The following is a 13,489-nucleotide window of genomic DNA, read 5'->3' as shown; positions in this document are numbered from 1 at the left end:
GTGGCCCCGTCGGCCAGCACGAACCCGTCCAGCGCGCGGGCGGTGACGGTCACCGTGCCCGCACCCGGGTAGGTCCCCGCCGCCACGACCTCACCGTCCACCAGGTACTCCACACCCTCCACCGCGGGAACGGTGTAGCTGTCCCGGTCGGTCCCCGGCTCGTCGGTGAACACCACCGGCTCCGGCATCACCTCCACCGGCTCCGGCTCCTCACCGGCGACCGCGAACCTCAGCTCCTGGACCTCGCTGGTGTTCCCGGCGGCGTCGGTGGCCCGGAACGCCACGGTGTGCGAGCCGGGCTCGCTCACCTCGACCTCACCCTCGTAGGTCACCCACTGCCCGCCGTCCAAGGAGTACTCGACGGTCTCCACACCGCTGCCGGCACCGTCGTCGGCCTCCAGCACCAGCGTCGCGGGAGCCTCATAGGCCGCGAAGTCGGCACAGCCGATCGGCAGCCCCGGCAACTGGGGCTCGTGGACGTGGACCGACAGCGGCTGCTGACGCGCCGTCCAGTCGGCCGACCCCGAACCACGGGCCACCCCCTGCTGGTTGGGCACCAGGTTGCCACGCGGGTCGCTCGTCGAGGACACCCAGATCTCGTTCGGCGGAGCAGCCGGCCCGTCCGGGTCGTGCATGTAGTGCCCACCGTGGTCCAGGCAGGAACCGTCGTGCAGGTGGGCCGGGTACTCGAAGCCCGGCAACAGGCCGGTGACCTGCACCGTGACCCGCGTACCCTCGGCGCTCTTCACCAGCGTCGCGGTCCCCCCGATCTGACCCGGGTCCCGGTCCGTCGGCTCGAAGACCGCCTCCGACCGGCCCAGCACGTTGCCCGAGACAGTGGGCGCCTCCTCATCCACCGGAGGCTCCGGCTCATCCTGGACCAGGCGGAAGTAGTCGAAGCTCACGGTCACCGGCTCGGTCTGCTCCGGGCCGATCGCCACGAGGCCGACGGCGTCCAGGTCTCCGGCGTGGGTGACCGGGGCCCCCAGCGAGGTCCAGCTCTCGCCGTCCGCGCTGACCCAGCCCTCGTAGGCGTCGCCGGTACGGCTCAGGCGCAGGTGCCAGTAGCCGTCCTCCGGTCGGCCCGGGAGGTCCACCGCCCGGTTGCCGCCGGCCCCGAAGGAGCCGCCGACCTCCGAGACGAGCTCGGCACCGAGCGACAGCGGTTGGCCCGGCTGGTTGCGGGCGACGACGTCGAGCTTGACGTACTCGTCGTCGGAGCCGTAGGCCAGCAGGCCGGCGTACTGCCAGCGGTGGACGAGCGGGGCCGCGAACCGCGTCTCCACGGTCCAATCCCCCTCGGGCGCGGTCTGCAGGATGAAGTTCTGCGGCGACTGCGGGTTGTCGTTGTTGATGTCACCGGGCTGGGTGACGATGTGCAGCTCGCCGTCGGAGACGCTGACGTTCTCCTCCACGTAGCGCACCGTGCGGTCCCAGCGGCACCCGTCGAGCGCGTCGCCGTCGAACTCGTCGCTCGGCTCCCGCTCACCGTCGTCCTCCCGGTCCGGGGTGACCCGGAAGTGGTCGACGAGGGCGACGCCGTCCCCGGCCCCGGTGTCACCGGCGGCGACAAGACCGAAGGTGGCACCGGGAATGACGGAGGAGGCACCGCTGATCGCGGTGTACTCCTCGCCGTCCAGCGAGTAGGCCGCACGCAGGTCCTCACCGTCGCTGGACAGGCGCAGGTGCACGGTCGACACGTCCGCCGGCAGCGTGACGTCGGTCGAGTGCGAGTCGCGCGAGCCGTTGCGCTCGGTCCAGAACTCGACGAAACGGCTGCCGTTCTGGTGCCTGGTGAACGCCAGCTTGGCGTAGTCGTCGTCGCCGGCGTGCATCATCAGCCCGGTGAACTGCCAGTGCCGCTCGTGGTCGAGGGTGACCTTGGCGTCGGCCTGCCAGGGGCCCTCGGGCATCGGCTGCCCGACGTAGCTGATCGGGCCGGTGTTGCCGCCGTCGATGTCAGCGGCGGTGACCGGCAGGTGCAGCGCCCCGTCGCCGACGGTGACCGGCGCCCCCTCTGCCGAGCGGACGGTGGTCCAGCGGCGCGTGTCGAGGCGGTCGCCGTCGAACTCGTCGCTCATCGGACCCTCGCACTTCGGCCCGGGACCCGGCTCCGGCTCGGGCTCGGGCACCGCCGGGTCGTCGTCGAAGACGAAGTCGGTGAACTCGACCTCGCTGCGTGCGGTGTCGTGGTGCGCGGTGACGAACAGGCCGAGGTCCTGGACCGCGGCCGCGCCCGGGAGCGTGACCGGGGCACCGATCTGGTGGAAGGTCTGCCCGTCCCGGCTCCAGAACGCGGTGTACTGGTCGCCGTTGCGCACCAGGCGCACCCACGCCGGGTACCCGGTCGAACCAGCGCTGGTGGAGGCGTTGAGCTCACCGTTGCCATTGGCCGAGCGCAACCACTCGAAGCCGCCGTTGGGGCGGATGGCGAGGGCGGCGTAACCGGCGGACTGGCCGGGCGCGGTGATGTCGTTGCGGACGATGAGCCCCGCCTTGGCGCTGTTGTGGGAGTTGCCCTGGCGGGTGATCTTCACCGTGGCGGACCAGTTCTCGTCGGCGCCCGCGGGCAGGTACAGCGCGCTGTACTCGTCCACCGCGTTCCACATGTTACGGCCGCCGGAGTCGATGATGAACGAGCCGTCCTCGCCGCGGTCGAACTCACCGGCCGCGTTGGTGAACTGGTCGAAGGCTCCGAAGGGCGCACCGACGGTCACCGGGACGATCCGCGAGGTGGTGGACACCCCCTCGTCGTTGGTGGCGACCGCGGTGAGCTGGAATACCGACTCCTCGGTGGGCTCCCACGTCACGCTGTAGGGGGCCTCCTCGTCCACGCCGATGGACTCGCCGTCGACGAAGAACTCCACCTGGGTGATCGCGTGCTGTGCGTCGCTCGCCTCGGCCGTGACGGTGACCGTCCCGAGCTCGAGGGACTCCCGCGGCGCCGGCGAGGTGATGGTCACCCGCGGCTTGGTGGTCGGGGAGACGCCCTGCCCGTCGGCCTCGATGAAGTTCAGCCGCCGCTCCCCCGCGCCGGGGAAGACGACGTAGAGCGCGAAGGACTCACCCGGGTCCGCGACCTCGACCGGGACGTCGACGTAGCGGGACAGCCCACCGGTCGAGGGCACCTCGGCCGTGGCGAGCAGCTCGCCGTCGGGCGCGTCACGCCGCAGCTCGATGTCGCCGCCGGTGGCGGAGGCGACCCGCAGCAGCAGCCGGTCGACGTTGAGGAGGTTGACCGGGTCGTAGGACGCCCACGCCCCGTCCTCGCCGCTGATGGCGGCGCCGTGGCCCTCGACGTCACGTGACGGGCTCGTCGTGATGCCCTCGGAGTCCGCGTAGAACTCCGCCTGGCGGATCTTGGCGAAGAGCAGGGTGGTGTCCTCGCCGATGAGGCTCGGGACACCGTCCGCGCCGCCGGAGTCCTGGTAGCGGGCGTCGAGCACGTAGAACACGTTCATGTCCGCGCTGTGCCCGCCGCCCAGGCTCGTGGTGACGCTCCCGGTGCGGCCGCTGAGCGGCTCCGCCGGGTGGGCGTGCTCGTCGTGCCCGAGGGCGGGCTGGACGATGATGTCCTCGTCGGCGATCTCCTCCTCGGCGTCGTGGGCCTCGATCTGCCAGCTGATCTCGTCACCGAAGTCGAAGAAGGCGCCGGTGGGCGGGAGGTTGAAGCGGATCTCCGGACGCGTGTTGCCGACCGTGACCGGGACGACGGTGGTGCCGGTCTTCCCGTGCGGGTCGGTCACCGTGAGGCGGGCGTTGTAGACCCCGTTCTCGGTGTAGGTCGTCGTCGCGACCGGTTCGGTGGAGTCGACCTCGCCGTCACCGTCGAAGTCCCACGCGTAGGTGAGCTGCTCGTTCTCCGGGTCCCGGCTCGCGGTGGCGTCGAAGGCCACCTCGAGCGGCGCCTGGCCGCTGTCCGGCGTGGCCGTGCCGACCGCCGACGGCGAGCGGGAGCCGGAGACGTAGTCGATGCGGTACAGCCCGGAGTTGGGGTTATGCCGGCCGAAACCGCCGCCCCAGTCGAGCACGTACATCGACCCGTCGGGCCCGAACTTCGCCTCGATGGGCGCGAGGAAGGGCTCCGAGGGCAGGAAGGGGTTGACCTTCTCCAGGCCGGTGCCGTCCTCGCTCAGGATGAGGGAGTACATCTTGTTCCGCGCCCACTCGAAGAAGAAGGGCTGGCCGTCGAAGGCCGGCGGGAACTTGGTGTCGGACTCCAGGTCCGGGTCGTAGTGGTAGAAGGGGCCGCCCATCGGGGCCAGGCCGCTGCCCTGGGGGATGACCTCCGGGTGGGAGCTGCGCTGGTAGCCGTACCACATGTCCGCGGGCTTGGCAGGCGGCAGCTCGCGCAGGCCGGTGTTGCGGACCGAGTCGTTGACCGGGTTGTCGCAGTCGAAGAAGTCACCGACCGTGGGCGGGCTGGTGGTGTAGTCGACGTCGCGGAAGGGCTCGTTGTCGCCCATGCACAGCGGCCAGCCGTAGAAGCCGGGCTCGGTGATGAGCATCCACTCCGCGATGCCGGCGGGTCCGCGGCTGCTCGGGTTGTCGTTGCTGTTGTCCGGGGAGTAGTCGGCCATGCTGATGTGGCCGGTCTCCTCGTCGATGGCGAACTGGAAGGGGTTGCGGAAGCCCATCGCGTAGATCTCCGGGCGGGTCTTCTCGGTGCCCACCGGGAAGAGGTTGCCCTCGGGGATCTCGTAGGTGCTCCCGATACCGGGCTCGGCGCCCTCCGGGATGTCGTCGAGCGGGATGATCCGCAGCAGCTTGCCGCGCAGGTCGTTGGTGTTGGCGGAGGTCTCCCGGGCGTCGTGGAAGGTGCCCTCCCGCTCGGAGAGGGGGGCGTAGCCGCCGGAGGGCTCGGAGTGCGGGTTCACGTCGTCACCGACACCGAGGTAGAGCACTCCCTCGGAGTCGACCTCGACGACACCGCCGGTGTGCCCGGGCTCGTCGGGGAGCCGGCGGGCGGGCACCTCGAGGATGACGCGCTCGCTGTCGGGGTCGATCAGGCCGGTCTCGTGGTCCATGGTGAACCGGGAGAGCCGGTTGAAGAAGTTCGCCGGGTCGGTGTCGTCGTCGCTGGCCGGCGAGTAGTACTGGTAGATGTACCCGTTCTCGAGGAAGTCGGGGTGCAGCGCGATGCCGAGCATCCCGTCCTCGCCGCCGGAGTAGACGTCGAGCTCGAGCGCGGTCGTCGTGTTCTGGGTCACCGGGTCGTAGACGCGGATCTGGCCGCGGACCAGCTCGGTGAAGAAGACCCGGCCGTCCTCGGCGATGTCCATGCCGAACGGGGCGGAGGTGTTCTGGTCGAGCGCCACCCGCTCGTACATGTCCCAGCTCGTGCCGCCGCAGTCGCCCTCGGCGAGGCCGGCTGCCCACTCCACACCGCCGATGATGTGCTGGAGCAGTGCCGGCTCCTCGAAGTGCGAGGGGAAGTGGCCCATGCCGGTGGCCCAGGCGCGGCCGCCGTCGTAGTGCTTGCACCAGGAGATGGGGTGGTCGTACCCCATGGCGTTACCACCGGGGTTGTAGGTGGACTCGTCCATGGTGGCCAGCACGTGCGCCTCACCGCGCACGTTGTGGGAGAAGTTGTACCACTCGTCCGCGCGCTCCCAGCGCTGGGGCAGGTGCGCCGTCGAGGGGTGGGAGCGGTCCTCCACCCGGACGACGCCGGGCAGGCCCGGGTCGGTGCCGGTGGCGGCGTGGCCGGGCATGAGCGAGCCGACTAGATTGTCCCACCACTCGTAGTCGCCGCGCATGTCGGTGGCGTTGTGGATGGCGACGATGCCGTTGCCGGCCTGCTGGTAGGACTCCAGCGCCTCCTTCTGCTCCGCTGTCCACGGGTCACCGGAGGTCTGGAACATCACCAGCGCGTCGAACTGCGCGAGGTCCTCGTCGTTGAAGATGCGCGAGTCCTCGGTCCAGACCGAGCCGATGCCCTCCTCGGCAAAGGCGTCCATGAGCAGCGGGGTGCCCTGCTCGATCGTGTCGCCGTGGCGCCAGGCGGCGGTGGCGGTGAAGACGAGGACGGTGGCCCGGTCCCCGTCCCTCGTGTCCACGATGTCGAGCGGTGGATCGGTCTCGGCGGCGGCCGGCAGGGCGGTGAGCAGGGACAGGCCCAGCGCACCCGTTGCCAGCGAGGCCACCATCCGTCCCCAGCCGGGACGTGCGGTGCTCATCGAAGTTCCCCTCCATTGGGTCGAACAACACGTGGTCGAACAGCTGCTTCTACTGCCCCGACGCCGGTGCGGCGCGGGTGCGGTCCCCCGGTCAGCTCCTCGGCATCAGCTCCCTCAGGTGGGCCAGGCCGTCGACGGCGATCGCGTCCTGGGTGGCGGCCAGCGGCCGCCAGATCGATGCCGCCGTCGCGATCGTGGCGTTCTCGGCGGTGAAGGACTCGATACACAGCGGGCCCCGGTACCCGGCGTCGTCGAGCGCGGTGAGGATCTCCCGCCACGGCAGGTGGTCCGCACCGGGGGCGCCGCGGTCGTTGGCGCAGACCTGGACGTGGACGATGCGGCTGCCGGCCCGGCGGATGGCCGCCGGCACGTCGGTCTCCTCGATATTCAGGTGGTAGACGTCGAGCAGGATCCCGGCGTCGGGCAGTGGGGTCAACGCCTCCAGCGCCTGGTCGACGGTGTTGATGAGCGATGTCTCGTAGCGGTTGAGCGGCTCGACGGCGAGGCGGACCCCGGCGTCGCGGCCGTGGGCGACGACGGGCTCGAGGTGCTCCACCAGCTCGGCGTAGCAGGCGCGCCGCTCGGCCTCGCTCATCCGCCACGTGCGGCCCACGGAGGTGTACGCGGGCCCGGCGATGACCGGGGAGCCGACCGTGTGGGCGGCGTCGACGACGCCCCGCAGGTAGTCCTGCGTGGCGCGCACCGTGGCCGCGTCGGCAGCGACGAGCTCGCGGCCCTCGCCCATGACGAGGGTGACGGTGGCGTCCAGGCCCAGGTCCGCGAGCAGCGTCGCCGCGGACGGCGGGTCCCAGTCGCCGAGGTTCTCCACCGGCAGCTCGATGGTGTCGAAGCCCCAGTCCTTGACCTTCGGGGCCAGGGTGCGCAGCGCGTCGTCGGTGAGCGGTGAGGTCCAGACCCAGGTGTTGACGCCGATGCGGCGCCGCAGGGACGTCATTGTCTGTTCGTCTCTCCCAGCAGTCGGGTGGGGTGGGGACGGCGGTGTGCTGCGGGGGCGCGGCGGGTGGTGCCCCGCCCCCGCAGCTCACGGATGGGTCAGCGGTTCTGCCACGCCTCGGGGTAACCGGGCAGGTCCTCGCCGCCGAACTTGGCGTAGTGGAGTGAGGGCATGTCGGCGTTGCGCTCGAGGAAGTCGGCGCGCTCGGCCTCGGTGATCGGCTCCTGCGGCAGCACCCACTCGGCCGGCACCGGCTCGCCGTTCCAGATCATCTCGGCGGCCAGCACCGGGGTGCGCCACTGGAAGTTGGAGTAGACCAGGGCGATCGCCGTCATGCCGGTCTCCTCCCACTTGCGCATGAAGCTCAGCTCGTCCTCGCCGACGAAGACGGGGTAGTCCGCGCCCATGTCCTCGAAGGCCTCGATGGCGGCCACGGCGCCGTCACCGGCGTCCATCCAGATGCCGTCGACGTCACCGCGCTGGAGGTACTGGGTGACGATATCCTTGATCTTCGCGGCGTCGCCCTCGGTGAACTCCACCCCGACGACCTCGAGGTCGCTCTGGGAGAAGATGTCGTTGGCCGCGCCCCAGCGGTGCTCCAGGACGTCCACGCCCGGCAAGATCCGCAGCGCGAGCACCCGCGAGCCGGGCTCGAGGTTGTCGACGAGGAACTCCGCGCCGCTGGCGCCGTAGGCGTAGCCGCCGATCGGGTGGATGAAGGTCACGGCGCAGTCGGTGTTGACGCCGCGGTCGAAGACGATGACCGGGGCACCGCTCTCGCAGGCCGCCTCGACGGCGGGGGTCAGGGTGGCCGTGGTGGAGGGGGAGATGATGATCGCGTCGCAGTCGCCGTCGGCGATGAAGGACTCGATGTCGGAGATCTGCTTGTTGTCGTCGTCGCCGGCGTCCGCGAAGCGGAACTCTCCGATGACACCGGCGTCCTGCAGCACCTGCACCTGCTGCTGCATGGTGGTCCAGCCGGTCACGCGCCACGGGTTGGAGACCGAGGCGTTGGAGAAGCACAGGGTGTGGGGGCCCTCGGAGGTGAACTCCGCGGTGTCGACCATCTCACCGGGCTCGATCATCTGGAGCCACGGGGTGGCCGGGTCCCCCTCGGGGGTGACGTCGCGCTGGGCGAGCTGGCGCTCGTAGTCGGCGCGGACGAAGAACTCACCCTCCGGGGTGCCCCCGCCGGCGCCGTCGTCGGTGACGGTGTCCGGTGCGGCGTCGGTCTCCTGGGTGGTCGGCGAGTCGGTGGTCTCGGCGTCGCTGGGCGTGTCGGTGGTGCACGCCGCCAGGGCGAGGCCGAGGCCCAGCAGGCCGGCGGTGACGCGAAGCGTGCGCTTCATCAAACCCTCCTTGGTCGTGAAAGAAGTCGGTGGGGACGGGGTGGGCGGGGAGCGCCGTGGGCGCGGGCGGTCAGGTCATGCGGCTCCCACGGGCTGGGGCGGGGCCGGTGTCTGCGGCGCGGTGCGGCGGCGCCGTGTGCTCCGGCCCCGCGCGGCGTAGGCCACCGCGGCGATGATGATGACGCCCTGGATGGTCGGGTTGAGGGTGGAGGGTGCGTCGAGCTGGACGAGCAGCCGCGACAGCAGCTGGTAGGTCAGCGCACCGGCCATCGCCCCCACGACCCAGCCGCGCCCGCCCCCGAGGAGCACCCCGCCGAGGACGACCGCGGTGATGGCGGTGAACTCCATGCCCTGCCCCACCTGGGCGGTCACCCCGGCGAAGCCGCCGACGAGGATGCCGGCAATGGTGGCGAAGAGCCCGGACAGGACGAAGGCGGCGGTGCGCACGTACCAGACGCGCGCACCGGCAAAGGTAGCGGCGACGTCGTTGTCCCCGGTGGCGACGAGCACCCGCCCGAACGAGGAGCTCATGACGAGCACGGCCACGACGGCGAGGACCACCATGATGATGAGCGCGTAAGGCAGCTGGCGCACGACGGGCATGTCGATACCCAGCCGGCCCCACTTGCGGAAGCTCTCCGACAGGGCGCCGATGGGCGCCCCGCCCGTCCACAGCCGGATGGCGCCGTAGAGCACGAGCATCGTGCCGAGCGTCGTGATGAACGAGGGCACCCGCAGCACGGTGGTCACCAGGCCGTTGACCAGGCCGACGAGCAGCCCCACGAGGATCATCAGCCCGATGACCGGCCAGGTGCGGCTCTCCTCGCCGTTGATGAGGGCGGCGGCGATGACGACCTGCGCCCCGACCAGGCTGCCGACGGACAGGTCGAACTCGCCGGAGACGATGACGAAGTACTGGCCGATGGCGAGCACGACGAGTGGTGCGGCGTTGCGGAGGAACGCCATGAGCGACGGCGGCTCGAAGAAGCCCGGGTTGAGGCCGAGCATGACGGCCACGAGCACGGCCAGGACGACGAGGACGGGGGCGCTGCCGTTGCTCCGCAGCCGCTCGAGGAGAGTGGGCCGCGGGAGCGCGGCGGCGTCGGTGCGGGCGCTCATCGCTGTCCTCCCCTGCCCAGCCGGAGCAGGCGCCGGCCGGGGCTCGAGTCTCGGAACCGGGCCCGCGCCTTGGTCGGGTCGATCTGGCGGCGGGCGTACATGGCGACGGCGGCGATGATGATGACACCGCGCAGGACGTCGCGGAAGAAGGGGTCGATCTGCAGCTCGTTGAAGAGGCTGTCGAGGACCCCGAGGATGAGGACGGCGGCGATGGTGCCGCCCACGCCGCCGCGGCCACCGAGCAGGAGGGTGCCGCCCAGCACGACGGCGGCGATGGAGTCCAGGTCGTAGCCGGCGCTGTAGATCTGGGCACCGACACCGGTGCTGAAGCGGGCGGCGAGGAGCAGCCCGGCGACACCGGCCATGGTGGAGCACAGGACGTGGGCGGTGACCAGCGTCCGGTCGGTGCGGATGCCGGAGAGGCGCGCGACGTCGATGTTGCCACCGACGGCGAACATGCTGTGCCCGAGCCGGGTGCGGTGGAGCATGACCACGGCGGCGGCCGCGAGGAGCAGCATGATGAGGGCGGAGAGCGGCAGCACCGAGATCCGGGTGTAGCCGAAGCCCTGGAAAGCGGCGGGGACCGACCCGGAGGGGCCGGGGAACCGGGTGTCGAGGAACCCCTTGATGATGAGCCCGGCGCCGAGGGTGGTGATGAAGGCGTGGACGCCGAGCTTCGTCGTCACCAGCCCGTTGAAGAGGCCGACGGCGGCGGAGACGCCGAGCGCGGCGACCACCCCGAGGGCGATACGCGACTCCTGCCCGTCCATGACGACCGCGGCGACCAGGCTGGCCAGGGCCGCTACGTAGCCCACCGAGAGGTCGAGGGAACGGCACAGGATGACCAGCGTCTGCCCGATGGCGATGAAGCCGAGCAGGCTGGAGCGGGTGAGGATGTCGACGACGGAGCCGGCGCTGAAGAGGTTCTCCCCGTTGGTGGCGAGGATGACCGTGCCGACGGCGAGGATGACGAGCAGGGCGACGTAGATGAGGGGGATGGACCGCACCACGCTCCGCCGGTGCAGCGGGCGCGAGGTGGGTCGCGGTGCGGCGGTGGTCGTGGTGGTCACGCGCTCTCCTCCAGCACGTCGTGGCGCGTGGCGAGCGCCATCACGGCCTCCTCGTCGCTGCCGCCGGGCAGCTCGCCGCTGATCTCGCCGTCGTTGAGGACGATGATCCGGTCGGCCATCCCGATGACCTCGGGCAGCTCGGAAGAGATGAGGACGATCGCCACGCCCTCGGCGGCGAGGTCGCGCATGAGCTCGTAGACGGCGCGCTTGGCACCGACGTCGATGCCGCGGGTGGGCTCGTCCATGACGATGACCCGCGGCTCGGTGAGCAGCCACTTCGCCAGCACGACCTTCTGCTGGTTGCCGCCCGAGAGGAAGCGCACCTCGTGGGCGCCGCTGCGGGCGGTGAGCTCCAGCGAGGAGAGCACGCCCGGGGCGCGGCGGGCGCCTTGCCTGGCACGGCCGGGCATGACGGCGTCGAGCACGAGGCGGGCGTTGGCGGCGATGGACTGGTTGAGGGCGAGGCCCTCGGTCTTGCGGTCCTCGGTGACGAGGGCGATGCCGGCACGGACAGCCTGGCGGGGGGAGCGTAGGTCGACGCGCCGCCCGTCCACCTCGACGTGCCCCTGGGTGAAGGGGGCGACTCCGAAGAGGCCGTGGGCGACCTCGGTGCGGCCGCTGCCCTGGAGGCCGGCGAGGGCGACGATCTCGCCGCCGCGCACCTCGAAGCTGATGTCGCGGAGCATCGAGTTCCCGGCGCCGCGCACCGCGAGGCGAGTCTGGCCGGGCCGGGTGCCGGGCCGCGGCTCGGGGAAGAGCGCGCTGATGGGGCGGCCGACCATCTTGCGGACGAGCTCGTCCCGGGTGATGTCTCCGGTGTCGACCGTGTCGACGAGGACGCCGTCCTTCAGGACGGTGATCCGGTCGCACAGGTCGAAGATCTCCTTGAGCCGGTGCGACACGTACAGCACCGCAACGCCGCGGTCGCGCAGCCGGTGCACGAGGTCGTAGAGCAGCTCGACCTCGTGGTCGGCGAGCGCCGCGGTGGGCTCGTCCATCGAGATGATCCGCGCGTCGAAGGACATCGCCTTGACGATCTCGACGACCTGCTGCTCGGCGACCGACAGGCTGCGCACCTTGACATAGGGGGAGATGGTGTCGATGCCCAGGTCCTCGAGCAGCCGGGCAGTGTCACGGGCCATCCGGGTCGGGTCGACCAGGCCGCGGCGGCGCGGCTCGCGCCCGAGGAAGACGTTCTCGGCGACGGTGCGTTCGGGGAGCAGGTTGAACTCCTGGAAGACGGTCGTCACCCCGGCGGCCTGCGCCTCGAGCGGGTGGGTGAAGGCGACGGGCTGTCCGTCGAGGTGGATGGTGCCGCCGTCGGCCGGGTGCACGCCGGCGAGGATCTTCATCAGGGTGGACTTCCCGGCGCCGTTCTCCCCGACGAGAGCGTGGACCTCACCGGCGCGGACGTCCAGGTCGATGCCGCTGAGGACCTCCACGCCGAAGAACGACTTGGTGATCCCCCGCATCCGCAGCAGCGGAGCCGCCGCAGTGCTCACGGTTCGACCTCCACCCACGTGTGCTCGGCAGCGGACCGGACCACGGCGTCGGCGATACGCGCCGCGCGCAGCCCGTCGGCGAAGGTGGGCAGTCCGTCCGGGACCTCCCCGGCGATGCCGCGGGCGGTGTCGGTGACGAAGGCGGCGAAGCACTCCTGGTAGCCCTGCGGGTGGCCCGCCGGGACGCCGACGTACTGGGCCGCGGCCGGTGAGAGGGTCTCCGGGTCACGCACGAGCAGCTGGGAGCGCTCGCGTGCGCCGAGCCACAGCTTCTCCGGCTCCTCCTGGTCGAAGGTCAGGGTCGCGTGCGCGCCGGAGATCTCCAGGAGGAGGCGGTTCTTGCGGCCGGGCGAGACCTGGGAGATCGTCGCCGTGCCGAGGACACCCGCGCGGGTCTCGAACTGGAGGACGACGACGTCCTCGGTGTCGACCACGGCCTCGCCGCGGTTCTCGTTGACGGTGGCGGAGCGCGCGCTCACGGCGGCGATCCGGTCACCGGTGACGAACTCCATGAGGTCGCACCAGTGGGAGCCGATGTCACCGAAGGCGCGGGTGGTACCGCCCAGGCGGGAGTCGACCCGCCAGTTGTCGTCCTCCGGGGCGCTGAGCCAGTCCTGCAGGTAGGAGCCGTGGGCGAGGACGACGCGGCCCACGCGGCCGCTGCGCACGAGCTCGCGCGCCTCGCGGACCATCGGGTGGAAGCGGTAGACGAAGGGGACGGTGCCGAGCCTTCCGCTCGCCTCCATCGCGGCCCACATGCTGTGGGCGTCCTGCGGGGTGGTGGCCAGCGGCTTCTCGCACACGACGTGCTTGCCGGCCTCGATCGCCCGCATCGCGACCGGGTGGTGCAGGTAGTTCGGCGTGCAGATGTGGACGACGTCGACGTCCTCCGCCTCGAGCAACTCGTCGACCGTGGTGATCGTGCGGGTCGCGAGGAGCTCGGCAGCGGCCTGCCGGGAGCGTTCCTCGGTGCTCGCGACGACGCCGACGACCTCACCGCCGTTGACGCGGATCGCCCGTGCATGCACCTGGCCCATGAAGCCGGCTCCGACGATGCCGGCGCGATAGCGACGCGTCGCCGTCGCGCCCTGGTTCTGGTCGACCGTGACCCCCGCAACAGACATGGGCGAGACCTTAGGGACACTTCCGTCAGTCGTCAAGCATAAGTTGCGCAGCAACTCCGGGACATGTGGTTCCCATGCGTAGGACAAGCGGGCAGGCACGCGCAAAGGCAGCCGGGTATGCCGGAATGGTCCGGTTCAGATCGTGCGGACCCGGTCCCGCGGGCGGCTGCCGCACGGCCGGCGCAGGTCAG

7 protein-coding genes are annotated in these 13,489 nt (G+C 71.2%); all 7 read right to left on the bottom strand.

Annotated elements, in window-relative coordinates; genetic code table 11:
• A partial coding sequence (locus Q0195_RS05400) for a ThuA domain-containing protein (protein ID WP_299275596.1) occupies nucleotides 1-6,179 on the bottom strand: 6,179 nt, incomplete at its 3' end.
• A 91-nt stretch (nucleotides 6,180-6,270) separates the two neighbouring features.
• The gene (locus Q0195_RS05395; protein ID WP_299275593.1) at nucleotides 6,271-7,134 is read right to left on the bottom strand and encodes a sugar phosphate isomerase/epimerase; all 864 of its coding nucleotides are present in this window, start codon (nucleotides 7,132-7,134) and stop codon (nucleotides 6,271-6,273) included.
• Nucleotides 7,135-7,232: 98 nt separating this feature from the next.
• Nucleotides 7,233-8,483: a substrate-binding domain-containing protein gene (locus Q0195_RS05390; protein ID WP_299275590.1), complete on the bottom strand. Its 1,251-nt coding sequence runs from the start codon at nucleotides 8,481-8,483 to the stop codon at nucleotides 7,233-7,235.
• 75 nt (nucleotides 8,484-8,558) lie between these two features.
• Nucleotides 8,559-9,602 carry an ABC transporter permease gene (locus Q0195_RS05385; RefSeq protein WP_299275588.1) on the bottom strand — a complete coding sequence of 348 codons (1,044 nt, stop codon included), beginning with the start codon at nucleotides 9,600-9,602 and terminating at the stop codon, nucleotides 8,559-8,561.
• The gene (locus Q0195_RS05380) at nucleotides 9,599-10,672 is read right to left on the bottom strand and encodes an ABC transporter permease (protein WP_299275585.1); all 1,074 of its coding nucleotides are present in this window, start codon (nucleotides 10,670-10,672) and stop codon (nucleotides 9,599-9,601) included. The genes Q0195_RS05385 and Q0195_RS05380 overlap by 4 nt, the downstream gene beginning before the upstream one ends.
• Nucleotides 10,669-12,144: a sugar ABC transporter ATP-binding protein gene (locus tag Q0195_RS05375; RefSeq protein ID WP_299275602.1), complete on the bottom strand. Its 1,476-nt coding sequence runs from the start codon at nucleotides 12,142-12,144 to the stop codon at nucleotides 10,669-10,671. Before Q0195_RS05375 ends, Q0195_RS05380 begins: the two co-directional genes overlap by 4 nt.
• A gap of 26 nt (nucleotides 12,145-12,170) precedes the next feature.
• Nucleotides 12,171-13,298 carry a Gfo/Idh/MocA family oxidoreductase gene (locus Q0195_RS05370; RefSeq protein ID WP_299275582.1) on the bottom strand — a complete coding sequence of 376 codons (1,128 nt, stop codon included), beginning with the start codon at nucleotides 13,296-13,298 and terminating at the stop codon, nucleotides 12,171-12,173.
• Nucleotides 13,299-13,489: the final 191 nt, after the last annotated feature.

The organism is uncultured Georgenia sp., assembly GCF_937958535.1.
Classification (GTDB): Bacteria; Actinomycetota; Actinomycetes; order Actinomycetales; family Actinomycetaceae; genus Oceanitalea.
This window is presented reverse-complemented; position numbering and strand designations above follow the sequence as displayed.

Coding starts and splice junctions, on each gene's coding strand:
- Q0195_RS05395 (WP_299275593.1), bottom strand. CDS start 7,134: ATGACGTCCCTGCGGCGCCGCATCGGCGTCAACACCTGGGTCTGGACC.
- Q0195_RS05385 (WP_299275588.1), bottom strand. CDS start 9,602: ATGAGCGCCCGCACCGACGCCGCCGCGCTCCCGCGGCCCACTCTCCTC.
- Q0195_RS05375 (WP_299275602.1), bottom strand. CDS start 12,144: ATGCGGGGGATCACCAAGTCGTTCTTCGGCGTGGAGGTCCTCAGCGGC.
- Q0195_RS05390 (WP_299275590.1), bottom strand. CDS start 8,483: ATGAAGCGCACGCTTCGCGTCACCGCCGGCCTGCTGGGCCTCGGCCTC.
- Q0195_RS05370 (WP_299275582.1), bottom strand. CDS start 13,298: ATGTCTGTTGCGGGGGTCACGGTCGACCAGAACCAGGGCGCGACGGCG.